Annotated in this window: 22 protein-coding genes; 15 read left to right on the forward strand and 7 right to left on the reverse strand. The window is 63.9% G+C overall.

All coding sequences use genetic code 11. The annotated features are described in order from the left end of the window. Nucleotides 1–119 precede the first annotated feature (119 nt). The 5 genes from dusB to purD all read left to right on the forward strand — a co-directional run bounded on the left by dusB (nt 120) and on the right by purD (nt 5,039). Nucleotides 120–1,163 (forward strand): tRNA dihydrouridine synthase DusB, encoded by a 1,044-nt coding sequence (gene dusB / locus DXT74_RS04515; RefSeq protein ID WP_043589466.1) that lies wholly within the window; start codon nt 120–122, stop codon nt 1,161–1,163. A 30-nt stretch (nt 1,164–1,193) separates the two neighbouring features. Continuing rightward, nucleotides 1,194–1,430, forward strand: coding sequence for a DNA-binding transcriptional regulator Fis (gene fis, locus DXT74_RS04520; RefSeq protein ID WP_019100932.1), 237 nt, complete (start codon nt 1,194–1,196; stop codon nt 1,428–1,430). 73 nt (nt 1,431–1,503) lie between these two features. Then, nucleotides 1,504–3,081: a bifunctional phosphoribosylaminoimidazolecarboxamide formyltransferase/IMP cyclohydrolase gene (gene purH, locus DXT74_RS04525; RefSeq protein ID WP_043589467.1), complete on the forward strand. Its 1,578-nt coding sequence runs from the start codon at nt 1,504–1,506 to the stop codon at nt 3,079–3,081. Between the two features lie 65 nt (nt 3,082–3,146). Then, the gene (gene pagP / locus DXT74_RS04530; RefSeq protein ID WP_081554590.1) at nt 3,147–3,704 is read left to right on the forward strand and encodes a lipid IV(A) palmitoyltransferase PagP; all 558 of its coding nucleotides are present in this window, start codon (nt 3,147–3,149) and stop codon (nt 3,702–3,704) included. A gap of 57 nt (nt 3,705–3,761) precedes the next feature. Then, nucleotides 3,762–5,039, forward strand: a complete 1,278-nt coding sequence (gene purD, locus DXT74_RS04535; protein ID WP_194427408.1) for a phosphoribosylamine--glycine ligase — start codon at nt 3,762–3,764, stop codon at nt 5,037–5,039. Nucleotides 5,040–5,158: 119 nt separating this feature from the next. Here purD and rfbC read toward each other — a convergent pair whose 3' ends face one another. Genes rfbC through rfbB form a run of 4 tightly spaced genes read right to left on the reverse strand, consistent with a single transcriptional unit; the run spans nt 5,159 to nt 8,603 of the window. Beyond that, nucleotides 5,159–5,704: a dTDP-4-dehydrorhamnose 3,5-epimerase gene (gene rfbC / locus DXT74_RS04540; RefSeq protein WP_194427409.1), complete on the reverse strand. Its 546-nt coding sequence runs from the start codon at nt 5,702–5,704 to the stop codon at nt 5,159–5,161. Between the two features lie 16 nt (nt 5,705–5,720). Next, nucleotides 5,721–6,608, reverse strand: coding sequence for a glucose-1-phosphate thymidylyltransferase RfbA (rfbA, locus tag DXT74_RS04545; RefSeq protein ID WP_043636786.1), 888 nt, complete (start codon nt 6,606–6,608; stop codon nt 5,721–5,723). Further along, the gene (rfbD, locus tag DXT74_RS04550; protein ID WP_194427410.1) at nt 6,605–7,531 is read right to left on the reverse strand and encodes a dTDP-4-dehydrorhamnose reductase; all 927 of its coding nucleotides are present in this window, start codon (nt 7,529–7,531) and stop codon (nt 6,605–6,607) included. The genes rfbA and rfbD overlap by 4 nt, the downstream gene beginning before the upstream one ends. Beyond that, entirely contained in the window at nt 7,524–8,603 is a 1,080-nt protein-coding gene (rfbB, locus tag DXT74_RS04555; protein WP_370551754.1) for a dTDP-glucose 4,6-dehydratase, read from the reverse strand. Before rfbB ends, rfbD begins: the two co-directional genes overlap by 8 nt. A 302-nt stretch (nt 8,604–8,905) precedes the next feature. Here rfbB and DXT74_RS04560 point away from each other — a divergent pair, with 302 nt between their 5' ends. From DXT74_RS04560 to yedA, 4 genes are all read left to right on the forward strand, one after another. After that, nucleotides 8,906–9,115: a hypothetical protein gene (locus tag DXT74_RS04560; RefSeq protein WP_194427411.1), complete on the forward strand. Its 210-nt coding sequence runs from the start codon at nt 8,906–8,908 to the stop codon at nt 9,113–9,115. Between the two features lie 55 nt (nt 9,116–9,170). Further along, nucleotides 9,171–9,761: an L-threonylcarbamoyladenylate synthase gene (locus tag DXT74_RS04565; protein ID WP_081554421.1), complete on the forward strand. Its 591-nt coding sequence runs from the start codon at nt 9,171–9,173 to the stop codon at nt 9,759–9,761. A 35-nt stretch (nt 9,762–9,796) separates the two neighbouring features. Continuing rightward, nucleotides 9,797–10,456: a protein TolQ gene (gene tolQ / locus DXT74_RS04570; protein ID WP_370551755.1), complete on the forward strand. Its 660-nt coding sequence runs from the start codon at nt 9,797–9,799 to the stop codon at nt 10,454–10,456. Nucleotides 10,457–10,542: 86 nt separating this feature from the next. Further along, nucleotides 10,543–11,406 (forward strand): drug/metabolite exporter YedA, encoded by an 864-nt coding sequence (yedA, locus tag DXT74_RS04575; protein WP_114152148.1) that lies wholly within the window; start codon nt 10,543–10,545, stop codon nt 11,404–11,406. 139 nt (nt 11,407–11,545) lie between these two features. On the opposite strand, the gene DXT74_RS04580 is transcribed toward yedA, so the two are convergent. Continuing rightward, nucleotides 11,546–12,073 carry a cytochrome b/b6 domain-containing protein gene (locus DXT74_RS04580; RefSeq protein ID WP_114152147.1) on the reverse strand — a complete coding sequence of 176 codons (528 nt, stop codon included), beginning with the start codon at nt 12,071–12,073 and terminating at the stop codon, nt 11,546–11,548. 345 nt (nt 12,074–12,418) lie between these two features. Further along, entirely contained in the window at nt 12,419–13,582 is a 1,164-nt protein-coding gene (locus DXT74_RS04585) for a lytic polysaccharide monooxygenase (RefSeq protein WP_194427412.1), read from the reverse strand. A gap of 439 nt (nt 13,583–14,021) precedes the next feature. Here DXT74_RS04585 and DXT74_RS04590 point away from each other — a divergent pair, with 439 nt between their 5' ends. The 6 genes from DXT74_RS04590 (at nt 14,022) to gap (ending at nt 22,554) form a co-directional block, all read left to right on the forward strand. Continuing rightward, nucleotides 14,022–14,756 (forward strand): GntR family transcriptional regulator, encoded by a 735-nt coding sequence (locus tag DXT74_RS04590; protein ID WP_019101073.1) that lies wholly within the window; start codon nt 14,022–14,024, stop codon nt 14,754–14,756. Further along, complete coding sequence (gene nagA, locus DXT74_RS04595; protein ID WP_194427413.1) at nt 14,753–15,874, forward strand: N-acetylglucosamine-6-phosphate deacetylase; 1,122 nt, start codon at nt 14,753–14,755, stop codon at nt 15,872–15,874. The genes DXT74_RS04590 and nagA overlap by 4 nt, the downstream gene beginning before the upstream one ends. After that, complete coding sequence (locus tag DXT74_RS04600; protein WP_231138271.1) at nt 15,855–16,877, forward strand: SIS domain-containing protein; 1,023 nt, start codon at nt 15,855–15,857, stop codon at nt 16,875–16,877. The genes nagA and DXT74_RS04600 overlap by 20 nt, the downstream gene beginning before the upstream one ends. A 125-nt stretch (nt 16,878–17,002) precedes the next feature. Further along, nucleotides 17,003–19,507 (forward strand): phosphoenolpyruvate--protein phosphotransferase, encoded by a 2,505-nt coding sequence (gene ptsP / locus DXT74_RS04605; RefSeq protein WP_194427414.1) that lies wholly within the window; start codon nt 17,003–17,005, stop codon nt 19,505–19,507. Between the two features lie 156 nt (nt 19,508–19,663). Beyond that, entirely contained in the window at nt 19,664–21,346 is a 1,683-nt protein-coding gene (gene nagE / locus DXT74_RS04610; protein WP_043589508.1) for an N-acetylglucosamine-specific PTS transporter subunit IIBC, read from the forward strand. 194 nt (nt 21,347–21,540) lie between these two features. Beyond that, the gene (gap, locus tag DXT74_RS04615) at nt 21,541–22,554 is read left to right on the forward strand and encodes a type I glyceraldehyde-3-phosphate dehydrogenase (RefSeq protein WP_019100281.1); all 1,014 of its coding nucleotides are present in this window, start codon (nt 21,541–21,543) and stop codon (nt 22,552–22,554) included. Nucleotides 22,555–22,634: 80 nt separating this feature from the next. On the opposite strand, the gene DXT74_RS04620 is transcribed toward gap, so the two are convergent. Beyond that, a complete protein-coding gene (locus DXT74_RS04620; RefSeq protein ID WP_019100282.1) occupies nt 22,635–23,078 on the reverse strand; it encodes an Lrp/AsnC family transcriptional regulator in 444 nt (147 codons plus the stop codon). Nucleotides 23,079–23,108 lie beyond the last annotated feature (30 nt).

Here is a 23,108-nt window from a genome sequence, read left to right on the forward strand (position 1 = left end):
CGATCCCATGGCTTGCCGCTATGGGGTTTGCTCAAAAAATAAGCAAAAAAAATCCACGTCCCTGGGAAAAAGCTTTACAATACCGGCCCTTCAGTCAGTTATCCCAGAGTTTCGCACGCATGCGCATTGGTTCGTACACATTGAAAAACCGGCTGATCGTGGCGCCCATGGCCGGAGTGACGGATAGACCGTTCCGCATGCTGTGCAAGCAGTTGGGCGCCGGCATGGCGGTATCGGAAATGATCACCTCCAACAAGGCGCTGTGGACCACGGCCAAGACCTTGCGCCGCGCGGATCACACCGGCGAGGTGGAGCCGATCTCGGTGCAGATCGCGGGTTCCGATCCGGCGCAAATGGCCGAGGCGGCGCGGCTCAACGTGGAGCGCGGCGCGCAGATCATCGACATCAATATGGGCTGTCCGGCCAAAAAAGTGTGCAATGTGGCCGCCGGTTCGGCGCTGCTGCGCGACGAGGCGCTGGTGGGCCGCATCCTGGAGGCGGTGGTCAAGGCGGTGGATGTGCCGGTGACCCTGAAGACGCGGACCGGCTGGAGCCCCGAGCACCGCAACGCCTTGAGAGTGGCCAGGCTGGCGGAGGATTGCGGCATTGCCGCGCTGGCCTTGCACGGCCGCACCCGCGAGGACATGTATCGCGGCGCGGCCGAGTACGACACGATACGCGAGGTGAAGCGGCAGATCCGGATTCCGTTGATCGCCAACGGCGACATCGATACCCCGCAGAAAGCACAGTGGGTGCTGGAACATACCGGCGCCGATGCCATCATGATAGGACGGGCGGCCCAGGGGCGCCCGTGGATTTTCCGCGAAATTCAGCATTTTCTGGAGAGCGGCGAATGCCTGCCGCCGCCGAAGGTGAGCGAGATCCGTCAGCTCTTGCTGGGGCATCTGGATGAGCTATACCAGTTTTACGGCGAATACTCGGGCTGCCGCATCGCCCGCAAGCACATCGCCTGGTACACCAAGGGGCTGCAGGGCGGAAATGCGTTCCGCCAGCAGATGTACCAACTCGAGTCCACGGCGGAACAGCGCTTGGCCGTGGCGGCTTATTTCGACCGTTTGGCGGGGGACTCCGAACGGCTGGTGTATTTGGATGGCGCTGGGGAAGCGTTGGACCACGACTCGGAGACGGTGGTGGATGGCTAATTCCAATCAGACTTGGACAGAATAATAACCATGCAGAACAATGACCATATCTCGCAGTCGGTGCGGCTGGCGATGGAACAGTATTTCAGAGACCTGGATGGCGAGAACCCCTCCGCCATCTACGACATGGTGTTGGCTTGCGTGGAAAAGCCATTGCTCGAGGTGGTGCTGATACATACCCAGGGCAATCAGACCCGGGCGGCGGAGTTGCTGGGATTGAACCGCAACACCCTGCGCAAAAAGATGAAGTCTTATGATTTGATATGAAGACAAACCGGCCATACCGAACAGGGTGGCCGGTTTTTTTTGTGTTTCTTTTTAGTTAACGCGGTAGAGAACCATGAGCAAAATCGAACGCGCGCTGATCAGCGTCTCCGACAAGAGCGGCATTCTGGAATTCGCCCAGGCCCTGGCCTCCCAAGGCGTGCATATCCTGTCCACCGGCGGCACCGCCAAACTGCTGGCCGACGCAGGCGTGCCGGTGACCGAGGTGTCCGACTACACCGGCTTCCCGGAAATGCTGGACGGCCGGGTCAAGACCTTGCATCCGAAAGTGCACGGCGGCATTCTGGGCCGCCGCGATCTGCCGGAACACGTGGCCAAGATGGCCGAGCACGATATCGGCAACATCGATCTGGTTTGCGTCAACCTCTACCCGTTTGAAGCCACCATCGCCAATCCGGACTGCGAGTTGGAAGACGCGATCGAGAACATCGACATCGGCGGGCCGACCATGGTGCGTTCCGCCGCCAAGAACTGGGCGCACGTGGCCATCGTCACCGACGCCGCCGACTATGCGGCATTGGCCGAGGAAATGCGCGCCAACGGCGGCGCGCTGTCCAAGGCCACTCGCTTTGAGTTGGCCAAGAAGGCCTTCACTCACACCGCCGCCTACGACGGCGCCATTTCCAACTATCTGACCAGCCTGGCCGACGGCGCGCTGGCGGGCAAACCGGAACGTGTGGCCTTCCCCAAACGCCTCAACGCTCAGTTCGTCAAAGTTCAGGACATGCGTTACGGAGAGAACCCGCACCAAGCGGCCGCTTTCTACCGTGACTTGGACCCGGCCGCCGGCTCCATCGCCAATTATCGCCAGCTGCAAGGCAAGGAACTGTCCTACAACAATATCGCCGACGCCGACGCCGCCTGGGAGGCGGTGAAGACCTTCGACGATACCGCCTGCGTCATCGTCAAGCACGCCAACCCCTGCGGCGTGGCGGTGGCGGGCGACACGCTGAGCGCTTACCGGCTGGCCTTCGCCACCGATACCACCAGCGCTTTCGGCGGCATCATCGCCTTCAACCGCCCGGTGGACGCCGCCACGGTGGAAGCGGTAACCGGTCAGTTCCTGGAGGTGTTGATCGCGCCGGCTTTCACCGAGGAAGCCAAGGCCGTCATCGCCGCCAAGAAGAATGTGCGCGTGCTGGAAATTCCGCTGGAAGCCGGCTCCAACCGCTTCGAGCTGAAGCGGGTGGGCGGCGGCGTGCTGGTGCAGACGCCGGACATCCGCAATGTGGGCCTGGACGAATTGCGTGTGGTGACCCAACGTCAACCGACGCCGCAGGAACTGTCCGACCTGCTATTCGCCTGGCGCGTGGCGAAATATGTGAAGTCGAATGCAATTGTTTTCTGTAAAAATGGTCAGACTGCCGGTATCGGCGCTGGTCAGATGAGCCGCGTGGACTCCACCCGCATCGCGGCGCGCAAGGCGGCAGACGCCGGCTTGAGCCTGCAGGGCGCGGTGGCGTCGTCCGACGCCTTCTTCCCGTTCCGCGACGGTATCGACGTCATCGCCGAACAGGGGATCAAGGCTATCATCCAGCCGGGCGGTTCGATGCGCGACGAGGAGGTCTTCGCCGCCGCCGACGAGCACGGCATCGCGATGGTGCTGACGGGAGTGCGCCACTTCCGCCACTGAGTTTTTCCGATTAACCGGAGGAGGCCGGCATGCCGGCTTCTTTGCATGGATTTGTTGTTTTTCTGATGAGAGCAATTGCCTGTTGGCTGGGGGCCGGCTTGTTGGCGTCCTGCAGCCTGGCGGCGCGGGCCGAAGAGCCGGCCGCCGAATCGCAAGGTTTCTGGCAGCGGAGCCGCGCCAATATCGAGGCGGCCTGGCGTTCCGACCAGTACGAGCTGTACGTGCCGGCGGTGACGTGGCACAACCGCGCCTTCTACGATAGAGAGAAGATCAAGCAGTTTAACGAACGGCCGTGGGGTTTGGGCCTGGGGCGTTATCGCTACGACGCCGACGGCGATTGGCACGCGGTGTACGCGATGGCCTTCCTTGATTCGCATAAGGACGTGGAGCCCTTCGTGGGCTACGCCTTCCAGAAAGTGTGGCGTCCGCTGGAAGGCTGGCGCTTGGGCGCGGGCTTTACCGCCGGCGTCACCGCGCGCTCGGACTACAGTTACGCGCCGTTGCCGGCGGTGCTGCCGCTGGTGTCGGTGGAATACCGCCGGCTGGCCTTGCAGGCCACTTATATTCCCGGCGGGCACAACAACGGCAATGTCCTGTTTGCCTGGTTGCGTTGGCAATTGTGATCGAATGAGAAATCCGGCGCGCCGAGGCGCGCCGCAAAAACGAGTGGAGCATCGCACATGAAAGTACTGGTAATCGGCTCCGGCGGGCGCGAGCACGCGCTGGCCTGGCGCATCGCCAAGTCGCGCCGGGTGTCCAAGGTCTTTGTCGCGCCCGGCAACGCCGGCACCGCGCTGGACCCCAATCTGACCAACGTCGATCTTGGCAGCGTGGCGGAGTGGGTGGCTTTCGCCAAACAGGAGAAAATCGAGCTGACCGTGGTGGGCCCGGAAGCGCCGCTGGCGGCCGGCGTGGTGGATGCCTTCCGCGCCGAGGGGCTGCGGATATTCGGCCCCACTCAATACTGCGCGCAGTTGGAGAGCTCCAAGGATTTCGCCAAGGCCTTCATGAAGCGCCACGGCATCCCCACCGCCGCTTATGAAACCTTCAGCGACGCCGCCGCCGCCCATGCTTATGTCGATTCCAAGGGCGCGCCCATCGTGATCAAGGCCGACGGCCTGGCCGCAGGCAAGGGGGTGGTGGTGGCGTTGACGCTGGACGAGGCGCATGCCGCCATCGACGACATGCTGGTGGGCAACAAGATGGGCAGCGCCGGGGCGCGGGTGGTGATAGAGGACTTCCTGCAAGGCGAGGAGGCCAGCTTCATCGTGATGGTGGACGGCGACCACGTGCTGCCCATGGCCACCAGCCAGGACCACAAGCGGCTGCTGGACAACGATCAGGGCCCGAATACCGGCGGCATGGGCGCGTACAGCCCGGCGCCGGTGGTGACGCCAGCGGTGCACAACCGGGTGATGCGCGAAATCATCCTGCCCACAGTGCTGGGCATGAAGAAGGACGGCCACAGCTATACCGGCTTTCTCTATGCAGGCCTGATGATAGACGCCCAAGGCAATCCTTATACCATCGAGTTCAATTGCCGCTTCGGCGATCCTGAAACTCAACCCATCATGGCGCGGCTGAAGTCGGATTTCACCGTGCTGCTGGAAGCCGGCGTCAACGGACGTCTGAACCAGGTAGAGGCGGAATGGGACCGGCGCGTGGCGCTGGGCGTGGTGCTGGCGGCCGAAGGCTATCCGGAAGCGCCGCGCAAGGGCGATCTGATCAGCGGCCTTCCGCCGGAGAGCGAGGACGGCATGGTGTTCCACGCCGGCGTCAGCCTGGACGCGGACAAGCAACTGCGCAGCAACGGCGGCCGAGTGCTGTGCGCGGTGGGCCTGGGCGACAGCGTCAAGATGGCGCAGGGCAAGGCTTACGCGTTGGCTGACCAGATTCAGTTCGCAGGCAAGCAGTTGCGCCGGGACATAGGTGCGCGCGCGATTGGCCGCAAGCACTGAGAGCCCGTTCAAAGTCTCGCTCTAGCTCGCGAGATCGTGAACAGATTCTGAGCCCCGTCGTTTGAAGTAAAAACAGCGCCGTTCGCGGCGCTGTTTGCATTTCCGGGCTTGGGTCCGGCTCAGCCTAATTCGGCCAGGCGCAGGCTAGGCGCGGCGCCGTCCTTAGGCGATAGTTGGGGTTCTTCGTCCAGCGGCCAGGCGATGTTCAGCTCCGGGTCGTTCCAGACGATGGCGCGCTCCAGGTCCTTAAACCAGTAATCCGTGGTCTTGTACAGGAATTCGGCGTTGTCCGACAGAGTGAGGAAGCCGTGGGCGAAGCCCGGCGGCACCCATAACTGACGCTTGTTGGCGGCGGACAGGCGCACGCCCACCCATTGACCGAAGCTGGCCGAGTCGCGGCGGATGTCGACGGCGACATCGAAGACCTCGCCTTCAACCACCCGGACCAGTTTGCCTTGAGCGTGCGGCGCTAATTGGTAGTGCAGGCCTCGTAGCACGCCTTTGGCCGAACGGCTGTGATTGTCCTGAACGAAGTGGACTGAGCGGCCGACGGCAGCTTCGAAGCGCTGCTGATTGAAGCTTTCGAAGAAGAAGCCGCGCTCGTCGCCGAACACGGCGGGCTCGATGATTTTGACGTCGGGAATAGTGGTGTCGATGATGTTCATGCGCTGCTCGTCGGTATCAATAGACTGGCTGATCCAGCATCGCCAGCAGATAACGGCCGTAGCCGGTTTTCTGCAGCGGCTTGGCTAGTTGGCGCACCTGTTCGTCGCCTATCCAGCCGGAGCGGTAAGCCACCTCTTCCGGGCAGGCCACTTTCAGGCCCTGACGGCTTTCAATGGTGGCGATGAATTGGCTGGCTTCCAGCATCGATTCATGGGTGCCGGTGTCCAGCCAGGCGTAGCCGCGGCCCATGGTTTGCACCGATAGCTGTCCCTGTTGCAAATAGACGTTGTTGACGTCGGTGATCTCCAGCTCGCCGCGAGGGGAGGGTTTGATGGACTTGGCGATGTCGACTACCTGCTCGTCGTAGAAGTACAGGCCGGTCACCGCGTAATTGGATTTGGGCTGCGTCGGCTTTTCCTCAATGGACAGTGCCTTGCCGTCGGCGTCGAAGGCCACCACGCCGTAGCGCTCCGGGTCGTTGACGCGATAGGCGAACACGCTGGCGCCGCTGCGTTTGGCGTTGGCGTCTTGCAGCAAGGCGGAAAAGTCGTGACCGTAATAGATGTTGTCGCCCAGCACCAAGGCGGACGGCGCGCCGGCCAGGAAATCCTCGCCGATGATGAAGGCCTGGGCCAGGCCGTCCGGGCTGGGCTGCACCGCGTATTGCAGTCGGATGCCCCATTGGCTGCCGTCGCCCAGCAACTGCTCGAAGCGCGGCGTGTCCTGCGGAGTGGAGATGATCAGGATCTCGTGGATGCCGGCCAGCATCAGCGTGGTCAGCGGATAGTAGATCATCGGTTTGTCGTAGATGGGCAGCAATTGCTTGCTGACCGAAATGGTGGCCGGATAGAGCCGGGTGCCGGAGCCGCCGGCCAGGATGATGCCTTTGCGTGCCAGAGTCATTGGATGTCTTTCTGTTGCGGTTGGGCGGCCAGTTCGGCCAGCACTTGCTCGACGCCGCTTTCCCAGCGTGGCAGCGTGAGGCCGAAGGTCCGCTGCAGCTTGGCGCAGTCGAGCCGGGAGTTGGCGGGGCGGGGCGCCGGCAATGGGTAGTCGGCGGTGGCGATGGGTGTGATTTCGGCGGGCGACAGCCGCAGCGGGAAGCCGAGTTTTTCCGCCTCGGCGACTAGGAAGCGGGCGTAGCCGTGCCAGCTGGTTTCACCCTGCGCCGCCAGATGGTAGCTGCCGTAGGCGAAATCGGCCGGCTTGCGCAGATAGTCGCGCAGCAGCGCCGCGGTCACGTTGGCGATCAGCGCGGTGGAGGTGGGCGCGCCGATCTGATCGGCGACCACCCGCAAGTTGTCGCGCTCCTGGGCCAGCCGCAGAATGGTTTTGAGGAAATTGCCGCCGTGGGCGCCGAACACCCAACTGGTGCGGAGGATCAAATGCCGAGGCGCGGCGGCGCGCACCGCCTCCTCGCCCTCCCATTTGCTTTGGCCGTAGACCGAGCGCGGCCGTGCCGGGTCATCCTCGCGCCAAGGCCGTTCGCCGGCGCCGTCGAACACGTAGTCGGTGGAGTAATGCAGCAGCAGCGCTTGTCGCCTCGCCGCCCATTGCGCCAGCAACGCCGGCGCGGCGGCGTTGACCGAGCGGGCCTGCTCCACTTCGCTTTCTGCGCGGTCCACTGCGGTGTAAGCGGCGGGGTTGACGATGATGTCGGGCTGGTGGCGCTCCAGTGCCTGGAGGGTGCTGTCGGTCTGGCTCAGGTCCAGTTCGGTCCGGTTCAACGCGACGATATTGCCCAGCGGCGCCAGCGCGGTCCGCAGCTGATGACCGAGCTGGCCGTTGACTCCGGTCAGCAATATGGTGGGTTCGCGCTCAGCCATAGTGCCGGTTCACCCAGTCGCGATAGGCGCCGCTGCTGACGTTGGCCACCCAGTCTTGATGTTGCAGATACCAGGCCACGGTTTTGCGGATGCCGCTATCGAAGGTTTCTTGAGGTTTCCAGCCCAAGTCGCGCTCCAGCTTGCGCGCGTCTATCGCGTAGCGGCGGTCATGGCCGGGCCGGTCGGCGACGAAGGCGATCTGATCGGCATAGCGGCGAGCCGGGTCGGCGTGCGGCGCCAGTTCGTCCAACAGCGCGCAGATGGTCTTCACCACGTCCAGATTGGTTTTTTCGTTCCAGCCGCCGACGTTATAGGTTTCGCCAGGCACGCCGGCTTCCAGCACGCGGCGGATGGCGGAGCAATGGTCTTTGACGTAGAGCCAGTCGCGCACCTGACTGCCGTCGCCATAGATGGGCAGCGGCTTGCCGGCCAGCGCGTTGAGAATGACCAGAGGAATCAACTTTTCCGGGAAATGATAAGGGCCGTAATTATTGCTGCAATTGGTGGTCAGCACCGGCAGGCCGTAGGTGTGGTGCCACGCGCGGATCAGGTGGTCGGACGCGGCCTTGGAAGCTGAGTAGGGGCTGTTGGGCTCATAACGGTGGCGTTCGGAGAATGGCGCGTCGTCGGGCCCCAGCGTGCCGTAGACCTCGTCGGTGGATACGTGCAGCAGGCGGAAGCCCCGTTGCTCCTCGGCGGGCAGCTGATTCCAGTAACCGCGCACGCTTTCCAGCAGATTGAAGGTGCCCACCACATTGGTCTGGATGAAGTCGCCCGGCCCGTGGATGGAGCGGTCGACGTGGCTTTCCGCGGCGAAATTGATCACTGCTCGCGGCTGGTGCTCGGCCAGCAGGGCGCTGACCAGAGCGTGGTCGCCGATGTCTCCGCGCACGAAAACGTGGCGCGTGTCCTGTTCAAGCGTTTTCAGCGTGTCGAGATTGCCGGCGTAGGTCAGCGCGTCGAGGTTGATGATGCGCTCATCGCTCTGCGCCAGCCAGTCCAGCACGAAATTGCCGCCGATGAAGCCGGCGCCGCCGGTTACCAAAATGCTCATAACGTTCGTTCTTTCAATGGCCTGAATCAAGAAATGGGGTCATTGCCGCCTCACGAAGGTAGGACGGCAAGAGGGTGGCAAAAATATTCAATACGCTGCTTATGGACTTCAATGAATGATATCGACAGCTTGGCTAGGTTCCAACTGCTTAAAAATATCGGTGCAGACCGGGGGAGGGGAAGAGGCGGATTTATAGCATTTTTGCAGCTGTCGTCGAAAATTCGACATTGGCTTAATGCGGCTTCTCCTAGATTTGGAAGCGACAGATGAAGGCCGGCCTGCTGCTGGCCGGAGACTGAGTCTGATGTCGAGGAGAATAGATGATGACCGACAATCACATCGCGCCGGCGGCAGCGCTGGAAGCAGGAAGCTGGCGGCGCAGGATGATGCATTTCCTGCGTCATGAGCGCCGCTGTTGGTGCCGGCTGGCGTACTGGTTGAAGCAGTTCGGCGCGGAACAGCCGTCCTGGCGCTGCTACGCCTGGCGACCGGCGCCGGAGGATATCGACGACCGGGCATCGAAGCGCTAGGTCACCGCCGCGGACAGCGGTACAATGCGGCTTTACTTTCGCATCGCCGTCCATCATGAAGTTCACGCCAGGCCGGGTGCGGCCCTTGCCCCGTCTGCCCGGCCGCGCCCTGCAACAGCAGGCCCGCGCGGCCTTGAAGCAAGGCGAGGTCATCGCCTATTCCACTGAGTCCTGCTACGGCTTAGGCTGCAATCCGTTGGATGTGCGCGCCATCCGCAAAATTCTGGCGATCAAGGCCAGGCCCAATCACAAAGGGCTGATCGTGATCGCGGCCGACGTGTCCCAGATCCGCCACCTGATCCGTCCTTTGACCGCCGCCCAATACGCGGAACTGGCGCGCTATTGGCCCGGTCCATATACTTTTTTGCTGCCGGCTTCGCGTCGAGTGCCGCCGGCCTTGCGCGGCAAACACGACAAGATCGCCGTGCGCGTCACAGCGCATGGGGAGGCTGCGGCCTTGTGCCGCACCTTGGGTTCCGCGCTGGTGTCCACTTCGGCCAACCGCGCCGGCCAGCAGTCGTTGAAGAGCGCGCGCGCCTGTCGCGAGGCGTTCCGCCAACGGGTGTTGACCCTGCCGGGGCGTATCGGCAAGCGGCGCAAACCGTCCACCATCATTGATTTGGAAACAGGCCGCGTATTGCGCTGAGCCTGGCGATTACAAGAGGAGTTGCCGTGCAACAGATTTCCTTCCTGAGCCTGATCCTGGACGCCAGCCTGATGGTGCAACTGGTGATGGCCGGTCTGGCCTTGATGTCGGTGCTGTCCTGGGCCCTGATCTTCAACAAGATCTCGGTGCTGCGCGCGGCGCGGCGCAATAGCGACGAGTTCGAGCGCAATTTCTGGAGCGGCGCGGATCTGAACCGCCTGTACGAAGACGCCAGCCGCCGCAGCGACACCGTGGGCATGGAGCGCATCTTTCAGTCCGGCTTCGCCGAGTTTTTGAAGCTTCGCGGCCGCAACGGCACCGAGCTGTCGGACATCATGGCCGGCTCGCGCCGCGCGATGAAGGCGGCGGCGCAGCGCGAGCTGGACGCCCTGGACAGCCATACCTCCTTCCTCGCCACAGTGGGCTCGGTTAGCCCCTATATCGGCCTGTTCGGCACGGTGTGGGGCATCATGCATGCCTTCATCGGCCTGGGCAACGCTGGTCAGGCCACCTTGTCCACCGTGGCGCCGGGCATCGCCGAGGCGTTGGTGGCCACGGCCATCGGCCTGTTCGCGGCCATTCCGGCGGTGGTGGCCTACAACCGCTTCGCCACCGACGTTGATCGGCTGGCCACCCGTTTCGACAGCTATATGGAAGAGTTTTCCAACATTTTGCAGCGCCTGGCCACACGCTAAGTCAGGCCGCGTCCGCGGCAAAATTGGGCTTGCCACGGACATTCCCATACGGCATGGTATTCGGTTCCACTTTCTTGAGCCGCACCATGCCGTTTTCGCGCATTCCCCCGCTGACCCTAGCCGCTTTCTTCGCCCTGTACGTGATCTGGGGCTCCACTTACCTGGGCATACGCATAGGAGTGGAATCCTGGCCGCCGATGATGATGGCCGGCTTGCGCTTTTCCTTGGCCGGTTGGCTGATGCTGGCTTATTTGTGCGTGCGCAAATACCCGATGCCTAACGCGCGCGAACTGGGCGGCGCCGCCTTGCTGGGCGTATTGATGCCGGCAGTGGGCAACGGCCTGGTCACGGTGGCGGAGAAAGATGTGTCCTCCGGCGTGGCCGCATTGGTGATCGCCACCGTTCCCCTGTTCACCTTGCTGTTCGCGCGCATGTTCGGCCAGAAGGCGCGCAAGGTGGAGTGGGCCGGCATCGGCCTGGGGGTGTGCGGCATGGTGCTGTTGAACATGGGGGCCAATCTGAAGGCTAGCCCCAGCGGCGCGGCCTTGCTGTTGCTGGCTTCCGCCGGCTGGGCGCTGGGTTCGGCCTGGAGCCGCCATTTGGCTCAGCCAAAGGGACCAATGGGCAGCGCCTGGATGATGATCTTCGGCGGTGCGGCTTTGCTGCTGGCCAGCCAGATCTACGGCGAGAAACTGCTGGCGACGCCGTCACTGTCCGGCTGGCTGGCTCTGCTCTACCTGGCGGTATTTGGCTCCATCATCGCTTACAGCGCCTATCTGCACCTGCTGAAGACCGTGTCGCCGGCCGCCGCCACCAGCTACGCCTACGTCAACCCGGTGATCGCGGTTCTGCTGGGGGTGGTCTTTCTTGGCGAGCACATTGGCCTGCACGAGATGTTGGCGATGAGCGTGATTGTGGCGGCTGTGGTGTTGATCAGCTGGCGGCGCTAGCAGCGCTTGCATGTCCGCCGCGCTTCGTGAGACGTGGCGTGGCGAGCACCGCTTCGACTGCATGCACCGCCGGCACATTGCGCTTTCTCAGCGGTTTTCGCCTTGTCTCGCTCTTGCTCGCGAGATCGTGAACACGTTCTTAGCCAGCCAGCAGCGACATGCGCCGTAACAGGCGGCGTCCGTTGCGCTGATGCTGGATTACCGCGCCGATATGGGCGCTCAGCAGCAGGGCCAGCAGAACATTGCTGACGAAGTGCAGCTTGGCCAGCGCGCGCGTGGCCGCGCCTGGCTCCAGGCTGGGTTGCAGAGTGAGCAGGCCGAACAAGTCGACCGGCCGTTCCATCATCAGCCAGCCGCTGGCCAGCGACAGGCTGCTCAGCAGATAGAGCAGCGCGTGCGCGCGGCGCGCCAGCCGGTGTTTGGCCGGCGGGATGCCGGTGGGCGGCGGCATGCGGAAGCTGGCGCGGTAGACAATGCGCAGCAGGAAGACGGGTATTAGCAGGGTGGTCAGCGCGACGTTGAACGGCGGAATCGCCGCGGCGACGGCGGGCGGCAGCGCGCCGGAGGCGAGAGCGAAGCCGCTGATCATCGCCCACAGGATCACGACGGCGCAAATCCAGTGCAGCCAGGCTGCGAGGGGCGGGTAGGTCTGGGTCGAGGTTTCCATCGGAACCGGCTTTCTAGCGAATCCCGGCAGGCGACGCGCGGCAGCTATCCTGCCTGCGTTGCGGGCATGGGATGGCCGCCATCCAAAGAATGGCCTGCGACAGGAGAGGTGGGGGAAGCCGGCCTGCCCAGAGGGGGAAGGCCGGCGGTTCAGCGCGTCAGGCTCTTAGAACCTGTTTACGATCTGCTGCGCGTTGGCGGGACTGTTAGACAAGGGCGTTGGAAACGTCTTCGAAATGCTCATGTACCACTTGACCATTCCGCTTTCTCAGCCGTTTTCGCCTTGTCTCGCCTTAGCTCGCGAGATCGTAAACCCGTTCTTGGCCCGCGCGCCGAGCGGTACGGCTTAAGCCGGCGCCCACAAGGCGGGTTGGGTGGACGGGGTCCAGCCCGCGCCGGCCCAGGCGGTGTGCGGCTGCAGGCAGCGGTACTTCTTGCCCTGATAGCTTACGATCTGGCCAGCGGTGTAGGACAGGCCTTCTTTCCAGGTGTCGCCCACCGGCGGCGGGTTGATGCCGCCGTCGCCCTTCTTCAGGTCGATCTGGTAGGTGTAGCCCTTGTAGCTGTCGTTCAGATACACGCGGTTGGCGGTGGCGCTATGTTCCGGGGTGATGCTTACCGTGCGTTGCTTCTGATTCATCACGCCGATGCGAATCGCCTTGGAAGTTGCGTTCACTTTCACGCCCAGCTCATACGGCCAGTTGGTCATTTGCCCGCTGACGGCGTCCAGTTTGACCGGGATGGTTTCGGCGTCGCGGCCGCTGGCGTCGAACACGCGCAAGGTGGCGGTGCTGTTGTTCGGCAGGTTTTCATAAGCGGTCACCTTGCCGATTTCCTTCCACGGATTGGTCACCGGCGGCGGTTCCGGCGGGTTGGTGCCGTCGCCGAAGATCACGTCAGAGCACGAGTAGAAGGCTTCTTCGCTGTCCGCGCGCTTCCAGACATTGAAAATGATGTGCGGGCCGCTCTTGCCGGCCGGCAGCTTGGCCACCATGTGGTAGCGCTTGTTGGCGTCCAGCGGCGGATTGCCGGTCACGGTGTGGAAGGGCTGCGGATCCAGGTCAGACCACTTCAGCGGCTTGGTTTGATCCCAGCCGTTCTTGGTGACGTAGAACTTGAAGTACTTGGTCGAGTGCGGCGCGGTGGCGTGGTAAACGAACTCGTAGTTGCCGCTGGCGTCCGGCACCAGCTTGGTTTTCGGCCAGTCGGTGCGGCCCAGGTTGAAGCCCTTGAACTTGTCTTGGCCGCCGGCGCAGAGTTTGCCGTCCGGCACCACCGCGGCGTGGTTGTCGCCCTGAGGATTTTGGTTGATGCCGTTCCAGTCGTACATGGCCTGGGTGCCGCCCACGCGGCGGGCTTCCTGGCATGCGGCGGATTTCGGCGATTCCGCGCCCTCTTTGAAGCAGTTGTAAGTGCGGTTGATCGGCACTTCCATGGTGCCGTGGGCCCAGAGCGGCGCGCTGAGGCAGGCCAGGGCGAGGGCGGCGGGAAGGCGCAGTTGTGGTTTCATTCTGACTCCTTTGAGCTACGAGTGGTATGCAAGCGCCCAGCAGTTCGCCGGGCAGTCCAATCATCATATGAATGACATATGATTTAAAATAAGACGACTATTTTTAATCTAAGTTTGGCAAAAGGTACTATTGCCATGCTTACTGTGTGGTCTTGCATCTGCTTGATTCTTGCAAAAAACGCTCATTCCCTGACCTGTCCCGCGGGTCAATGCGCAGTGATCCTGCAATTTTCCCAGCCAAATCATTTGTTTGTCGTTTTGCTGCCATGCAGCAAGCGCACAAGAATGCGAACAAATAAAATGGTATTGACGTGGTATTAATGTGGTATTAACGTTCGCGGTAAGCCGTAAGGCCGGAATCGACACGCGCCAGCGCGGAAGATGCCAGCCGGGGAGACAGGTTATACACTGGGGTTTTCAGACCACTTGCAGACAACCCATGGAAAATCGCTGGCTTGCATTGAAACCGGATGAAACCCTGACCACGCCGCTGTATCTGCAGCTGTCGCGGAAACTGGCCGACGCCATCAACGCCGGTTGGTGGCAGGCGGACGAGGCGCTGCCGTCGGAGCGCACGTTTTCGGAAGAACTGGGCATTTCGCGCGTCACCGCGCGCAAGGCGATGGATGTGCTGCTGGAGCAGGGCCTGATTCGCCGGCGCCAGGGCTCGGGCACCTTCATCACGCCAAGACTGGAGCAGCCCTTGTCGAGGCTGACCGGCTTTACCGAACAATTGCGCCAACGCGGCTTCGTGCCGTCGTCGGTGTGGCTGGAGCGCGGCGTGTTCGCGCCCAGCAATGAAGAAGTGATCAAGCTGGGACTGTCGCCCACCTCGCAGGTGTCGCGGCTGAAGCGTCAGCGCCTGGCCGACGGGGTGGTGATGGCGATAGAGATGACGACGCTGCCGGTGGCTTATCTGCCGGAGCCGCAGCAAGTGGGCACCTCGCTGTACGCCCACCTGGACGCCAGCGGCCACTCGGTGGTGCGCGCGTTGCAGCATATCCGCGCGGTGAACGCCTCCGGCGACATCGCCACGTTGGCCGGCATCCGCCCCGGAGAGGCGATGCTGTTGATTACCCGCATCGGCTTCAACGCTGAGAACATCGCGATTGAATTGACCGATACCTATTGCCGTAACGACTACTACGATTTTGTTGCCGAACTGAGACGATGACCCAACACCGAGTGCTGCAAGGACGCATCCTGACCGAATCCGGCTGGATGGACGGCGAATTGAAACTGGCTGCCGATGGCCGCATCGAGTCTATAGACGCGCGCTTGGCCTCCGGGCGCGCGGTGGAGCGCTATCTGCTGCCGGGCTTCATCGATCTTCACGTCCACGGCGGCGGCGGCGTCGACATCATGGAGGGCGGCCGCGCCGCCGAGCGCGTGGCCAGGCTGCACGCCCGCTTCGGCACCACCTCCTTGCTGGCCACCACCATGACCGCGCCGCCGATCGACATTGAGCAGGTGCTGCGCGCGCTCGGTTCCTCCTGTCGCGAACGCCAGCCCGGCGGCGCCCGCATTCTGGGCGTGCATCTGGAAGGTCCTTACATCAACCCCGGCAAACTGGGCGCTCAGCCCGACGACGCCTGCCGCGCGGCGATGGAGCAGGTGGACTGGTATCGTTCGCTGGCGCCGGTGTCGCTGATCACGCTGGCGCCGGAAATCGCCGGCCACATGGACATCATCCGCCAACTGGCGGAGCAGGGCGTCAAGGTGCAACTGGGCCACACTCTGGGCAGTTACGAAGACGGCGTGCAGGCCCTGGAGCAGGGCGCGTCCGGTTTCACCCATCTGTTCAACGCGATGAGCGGGCTGCACCACCGCGAGCCCGGCATGGTGGGCGCGGCGCTGGCCCACGCCGAATACGCGGAACTGATCCCGGATCTGCTCCACGTCCATCCGGGCGCGATCCGCGCCGCTCTGCGCTCGATTCCGCGCCTGTACTGCGTCACGGACTCCACCGCCGCCGCCGGCATGCCGGACGGCGAATACAAGTTGGGTTCGCACTCGGTGACCAAATGCATGGGCGGCGTGCGTCTGGCCGACGGCACTCTGGCAGGCAGCACGCTGACCATGGACCAGGCGCTGCGCAACCTGGTGTCCATCGGCCTGCCGCTGGCGGATGCTTCGCACAGGCTGTCGCTTTACCCGGCCGACTATCTAGGCCTGGCCGACCGCGGCCGACTCGCCGCCGGCGCCTGGGCCGACATTGTGGCGATGGATGCGGATTTGAATTTGCAGCAAGTCTACGTAGAGGGAGAACAAATTGGCCTCGTTGATGCTTGAAGAAGCGCTGTACGCCGCCGAGGCGGTGGCCGCGCAACACATGTACGCCGATGAAGCGCTGGCCGCGCTGGGACGCGCGCTGGCGGTGGAGCGCCCCAGCCTGGCGCTGACCGTCGCACGCGGCAGTTCCGATCACGCCGCCAATTACTTCGCCTATCTGGCGATGCAACGGCTGGGCGTGCCGGTGGTGTCCCTGCCGATGTCGCTGGTGACGCTGCACCGCGCGCCGCTGGCGGTGAAAGGCCAACTGGCGGTGGCTTTGTCCCAGTCCGGCCAGAGCCCGGACCTGATCGACACCATGAAGGCGCTGGGCACCGCCGGGGCGCGCACCGCGGCCTTGGTCAACAAGCATCAATCGCCGCTGGCCGCCGCCTGCGAATGGGTAGTGCCCTTGTGCGCCGGCGACGAAAAAAGCGTGGCCGCCACCAAGAGTTACATCACCTCCTTGTCCGCGGTGGCGCGCCTGGTGGCCCACTGGCAGGCAGACGACGCCCTGTTGGCCGCGCTGGCCAACCTGCCGCAGCGTTTGACCGAAGCCACGCGCCAGGACTGGACGCTGGCGGTGGACGCTTTGCGCGACGCCGAACGCATCATGGTGGTGGGCCGCGGGTTGGGCTTCGCCGTGGCGTTGGAAGCCGCGCTCAAATTCAAGGAAACCTGCGCGATTCAGGCCGAGGCCTTCTCCGGGGCCGAGATCAAGCACGGTCCGATGGCTTTGATCGACGACGGCTATCCCTTGCTGATCTTCGCGCCGCGCGGGCCGGAGCAACAAGGCTTGATCGATCTGGCCGAGGAAATGCGCGGCCGCGGCGCCAAGGTGTTGCTGGCTGCGCCGGAAAATATCGTCAGCCGGGATCTGACCCTGGCGTTAGCCGACGACGAAGCGTTGGATCCTTTGCTGGCGATTCAGAGCTTCTATCTAATGGCGGCGCGCTTGTCCGAGGCGCGCGGCCTGAATCCGGACGTGCCGCGTCATCTGTCCAAGGTGACTTGCACGCGCTGAGTCCGGCAACGCTTGAAACCGCGCCCTGATCGGCCATCGAATCGGGGCGCGTCGCGAACGGCGCCCAGCTGAACCGGCGCCGGCCGCGGAGACGATACATAAGTAAGAATGGAGACGCTCCCCCCATGTCCGCTACGCTCGAACTCCTGGCCCCGTTTGACGGGCCGTCCGTGCCGCTGAGCCGTGCGCCCGATCCGGTATTCGCCGGTTTGATGATGGGCGACGGCCTGGCGATCGAGCCGATGTCCGGCACCCTGCTGGCGCCCTGTGACGGCGTGGTGGCGCAATTGGCGCGCACCGGCCACGCCTTGACCTTGCGCGCGGCCAACGGCGCGGAAGTGCTGATCCACATCGGCATCGATACCGTCAAGCTGGAGGGCGAGGGCTTCAAGCCGTTGATCAAGGCCGGCGACGCAGTCAGTCAGGGCCAGCCCCTGATCGAAGTGGACCTGGACGCAGTGGCGCGGCGCGCGCCGTCCTTGCTGACCATGGTGGTGATCGCCAACGGCGAGGCTTACGCATTGGAAAGCCGGGCCGAGGGCTGGCAGCAGGCCGGGCAAAGCGTGTTTCTGACACTGTCCGGCGGCGCGGCCGTAGACGATCTTCCCAGCGCCAGTGGCGCGGAAAGCCGCGGTCAGGCCACGGTGCGCCACGCCGGCGGCCTGCACGCGCGGCCGGCGGCGCTGGTGCAGAACGCGGCGCGTCAATACCGTTCCAGCGTACGGGTGGAATTCAACGGTCAGGCCGCCAATGCCCGCAGCGTAGTGGCGTTGATGGGGCTGGGGGTGGCCGAGGACGACGATGTGGCGGTGTTGGCGCAGGGCGAGGACGCCGCTGCGGCCGCCGCGGCGGTGATCGCCGCGCTGCAAACCCGCACAGAGTCCGGCCATGGCGCGCCCGCGCCCTTGGCCAGCACCTCGACGCGTTCGCTGCCGGCCGGCTGGATAGGCGGCGTTTGCGCGGCGCCGGGCCTGGCCATCGGCCAGGTGGTGCGCCTCGACGCCTTCGAACCGCAAGTGGCGGAGTTCGCGGTCAATGCGGACAGCGAGCGCGATCAGCTGAACCACGCGCTGACCGAGGTCAGCGCCGGCATCGCCGCCGCCATCGACGACGCGCTGCGGCGCGGCCAAACCTCGCAGAGCGACATTTTCTCCGCCCATCTGGCGCTGGTGGACGATCCGGAATTACGGGGTGTGGCGGAACGAGACATCGCCGCCGGCCACAGCGCCGGCTACGCCTTCCGCCAAGCGGTGCGGGCGCAGTGCCGGGTATTGTCCAGCCTGGGCAGCCCCTTGCTGGCCGAACGGGTGGCCGATCTCAAAGACATTGAACGTCAGGTGCTGAAAGCCTTGTTGGGCGATGCGCAGAGCGAGCCTGAATTGTATCCGGCCTCCATCCTGGTGGCCGAAGATCTGGCGCCCTCCGAACTGACCCGGCTGCCGCGAGAGCGGGTGGCCGGCATACTGTCCGCCGCCGGCGGCGCCACCGGTCATGTGGCCATTCTGGCGCGCGCGCTAGGCATTCCGGCCCTGGTGGCTTGCGGGCCGCAGGTGTTGCGTCTGGACGCCGGCAGCGAAGTGCTGCTGGATGCGAGCCAAGGCGGCTGTGATCCGGCGCCGGCCGCCGCCTCGCTAGCCGCCGCCAGGCAGGCGATGGCGGAGCGAGAGCGCCGCCGCGCCGATATGCGGGCCGACGCCGACGGCGCCGCGGTGACACTGGATGGCGTGCGCGTTGAAGTCGCCGCCAATATCGCCAACGAAGAGGACGCGCGCGAAGCGGTGCGCCACGGCGCCGACAGCGTGGGTCTGTTGCGCACCGAGTTCCTGTTCATTGATCGTCGGGACGCGCCGGACCGCTACGAGCAGGCCAACGCCTATCAGGCGGTGCTGGACGAATTGCAGGGCCGCGTCGCCATCATCCGCACGCTGGACGTGGGCGGAGACAAGGAAGTGCCCTATCTGACCTTGCCGCCGGAACCTAACCCGGCGCTGGGCCTGCGCGGCATCCGCACCGGCTTCGCCCATCCGGAGATGCTGGATGAACAACTGCGCGCGCTGCTGATGTTGCGCCCGTTATCCCTGCTGCGCATCTTGGTGCCGATGATCGCCGACGTTGGCGAACTGCGGCGTTTGCGTCGGCGCATAGACTCGCTGGCCGAGGAAATGGGGCTGAGCGAACGGCCGCAGCTGGGCGTGATGGTGGAAGTGCCGTCCGCCGCCCTGCTGGCCGACCAACTCGCCGCCGAGGCGGACTTCTTGTCCATCGGCACCAATGATCTGACTCAATACACGCTGGCGATGGACCGTTGCAACGCCTCGCTGGCGGCCAGCCTGGACGCAATGCATCCAGCGCTGCTGCGGCTGATAGAACGCACGGTGGCCGGCGCCAGCCTGCACGGCAAATGGGTGGGCGTGTGCGGCGCCTTGGCGTCGGACCCGCTGGCCACGCCGGTGCTGATCGGCCTCGGCGTGGCCGAACTATCGGTCAGCCCTGGCCTGGTGCCGGAGATCAAGGCCAGGGTGAGGGCGCTGGATCAGCAGGCTTGCCTCAAGCGCGTCGAGCAGCTGTTGAGGCTGGATTCCGCCGCCGAAGTGCGCGCGCAAGCCGCCGAATGGTGGCCGGAGGCCTGACTGGTCCGGCGCGCAAGGCCGTTCAAGGTTTTTGAGGTGATTTTGAAGTAATCGCATGCCGCGGGGACACGCGGCAGCGAGCGGCACAGACACACAAGAAGGTAGCAGCCTGGAGCGCCATGCCCCCATCGGCGTCCATACACTGGGAGACGAGACGTGAGTACCTCTGACAATAAATTCGCTGGCATTCAGCAGCTGGGCCGAGCCCTGATGCTGCCGATCGCCGTTTTGCCCGTGGCCGGCCTGCTGCTGCGCCTGGGCCAGCCGGACCTGCTCAACATCAAGATGATGGCTCAGGCAGGCGACGCCATCTTCGGCAATCTGGCGTTGATCTTCGCCATCGGCGTGGCCGTGGGCTTCGCCAAAGACAACAACGGCACCTCCGGCCTGGCCGGCGCCATTGGCTATCTGGTGATCACCGCGGTACTCAAGGTGATAGACGAGAAGCTCAATATGGGCGTGCTGTCCGGCATTCTGTCCGGCCTGGTGGCCGGCGCGCTGTACAACCGTTACAAGGACATCAAGCTGCCCAGCTACCTGGCCTTCTTTGGCGGCAAGCGTTTTGTGCCCATTGTCACCGGCTTCTCCATGCTGCTGCTGGGCGCGGTGCTGGGCTATGTCTGGATGCCGGTGCAGGTCGGCATCGATAGCGTTGGGCGCTGGCTGATCGGCGCCGGCGAGATCGGCGTCTTCGTCTACGGCGTGCTCAACCGCGTGCTCATCGTCACCGGCCTGCACCACATTCTCAACACCATCGTCTGGTTCCAGGTGGGCGATTTCGCCGCCGCCGCCGGCAAGGTGGTGCACGGGGACCTGACCCGCTTCTTCGCCGGCGACAAGACGGCCGGCATGTTCATGTCCGGCTTCTTCCCGGTGATGATGTTCGGCCTGCCGGCCGCCTGCCTGGCGATGTACCGCACCGCCAAGCCGGAGAACAAGCAAGCCGTCGGCGGTCTGCTGTTCTCGATGGCGCTGACCGCGATGCTGACCGGCGTCACCGAGCCGGTGGAGTTCGCCTTCATGTTCCTGGCGCCGGCGCTGTACGCCATCCACGCGGTGTTGACCGGCCTGGCCATGGCCTTGATGCACGCGCTCAACATCAAGCTGGGTTTCGGCTTCTCCGCCGGTCTGTTCGACTACATGCTGAACTTCGGCTTGTCCACCAACCCCTTGCTGTTGGTCCCGGTGGGCATCGGCTACTTCGCGCTCTACTACGTGTTGTTCGTGTTCTTCATCAAGAAATTCGATCTGAAGACCCCTGGCCGCGAAGACGCGATGGTGACTGTGGCGGCGGTGGCGGCCGGCAGTGAACGCGCGCGCGCCTTTATCGCCGCGCTGGGCGGCGCCGCCAACCTGAAATCGGTGGATGCCTGCACCACCCGTTTGCGCTTGCAAGTGGCCAGCAACGACAAAGTGAGCGAGGCCGCGCTGAAGGCGTTGGGCTCGCGCGGCCTGATCAAGCCGGCCGCCGGCAGCGTGCAAGTCGTGCTGGGGCCGGAGGCGGATCTGATTGCCGACGAAATCCGCGTTGCGCTGGGCGCCGCTGAAACCGCGGCCGCCGTTCAAACGAGCGAGGCGGCGCCGGCGCGGGCCTTGGGCGAAGTGGTGGGCATTGATCGCGAACGCTGGCTGACGGCGCTGGGCGGGGCGGACAATGTGCGCAAGGTGGAAGCCGTGGCCGGCAGCCGCTTGCGGGTGGAAGTGGCCGACGCGGCCCTGGTTGATCAGGCGGCTTTGCAGCAGTTGGGCGCCAGCGGCGTTACCGCCTTTTCCGGCACGCTATTGCATATAGTATTGAATAGCGACGCCGGCGATTACGCCGCCGTATTGCAGGGCTGAGGCGCTGCTCGATGCCGGGCGACGGCCGGCGGAATTTGACGCACGGCAAGTTTGGTCGGAATTTCCGCACTGGCGATGTTGGTAATTCGCCCACTACTTATGTAGCGAGTTGATTACAAGCCGAATCAGGCGGACAGTGGTGGCGCAGGGCACGGGAAGATGACCTTGCGCCATTTCAACTTGGAGGATGCATCATGACGTTGCGAGTTGCTATCAATGGTTACGGCCGCATCGGCCGCATGATTGTGCGTGCATGGCAAGAGCGCTATGCCGATCAGGACATCGAGATTGTCGCCATCAACGATCTGGCCTCGCCGGAGCTGCATGAACACCTGACCCGCTACGACAGCGTGCACGGCCCGTTCGCCGCGTCCGTGGCGTTGGACGGCGACCACTTGGTGGTCAACGGCAAGAAGATCAAGCTGCTGGCCATCCGCAACCCGGCCGAGCTGCCGTGGAAAGAATTGAACGTGGACGTGGTGATGGAATGCACTGGTTTGTTCACCACTCGCGAAAAAGCCGGCGCCCACCTGCAGGCGGGCGCTAAAAAAGTGCTGATCTCCGCCCCGGGCGGCGAAGGCGTGGACGCCACCGTGGTGTACGGCGTCAACCATCAGCAGTTGAGCAGCGCGATGACCATCGTGTCCAACGCCTCCTGCACCACCAACTGTCTGGCTCCGATGGTGCAGCCCTTGATCGACACCATCGGCATCGAGCGCGGCCTGATGACCACGGTGCACGCCTACACCAACGACCAAGTGTTGCTGGACACCGATCACAAGGATCTGCGTCGCGCCCGTTCCGCCGCCGTGTCCATGATCCCGACCAAAACCGGCGCCGCCGCCGCGGTGGGCCTGGTGTTGCCTCAGTTGAAAGGCAAGCTGGACGGTTTCGCCGTGCGCGTGCCGGTGAGCAATGTCTCGCTGGTGGATCTGACCTTCACCGCCGGCCGAGACACCACCAAGGAAGAAGTGAACCAGCTGATCAGCGACGCCGCCAAGGGGCCGCTCAAGGGCGTGCTTGGCGTGAACACGCTGCCGCTGGTGTCCTGCGACTTCCTGCATAACCCGGCGTCCAGCACCTTCGACGCCACGCTGACCCGCGTCATCGGCGGCCGCGAAGTCAAAGTGTTGGCCTGGTACGACAATGAGTGGGGCTTCTCCAACCGCATGATCGATACGGCAGTGGCCTGGCAGGCCGCCAAGTAAGCGCCGACAGGCGTTCCGCTCTTTTAAACGGACAGGCTCGCCTGTCCGTTTTTCATTGTCAGGCCCAAAGCCGCGCCGGATTATTCGTCCTGTTGCAAATCCGGCAGCCGCGGCGGCACTGGAACCTCGATCACGATCGAAGTCTTGGTGTCGCCAAACTGCATCAGCCGCGCGATCAGCGCCTGCAGGGTGGGCATATTGTCCACTACCACCTTCATCATCAGTCCGCTGGTGCCGGTCACCGACATGCATTCGATGATCTCCGGCATGGTGCGGATTTCCTCTATCACCGCGAAGTACTCCAGGTGTTTGACCGTCAGTTCTATCATGCAGCAGATGGGCATGCCCACCTTGTTGGGATCGATGGTGGCGCGGTAGCCGGTGATCACGCCGCCGCGCTCCAATTTGCTCACCCGGTCCGCCACCGCCGGCGGCGACAGATTCACCCTTCGGGCCAGCTCCGCGAAGCTGATGCGGGCGTTTTCGTGCAGCGCGGCGATTATTTTTCTATCAAATTTATCCATGTTTCGATTATAAGGAGATATGACGAAACA

This window comes from Chromobacterium sp. Rain0013 (genome assembly GCF_015291765.1).
GTDB lineage: Bacteria > Pseudomonadota > Gammaproteobacteria > Burkholderiales > Chromobacteriaceae > Chromobacterium > Chromobacterium haemolyticum.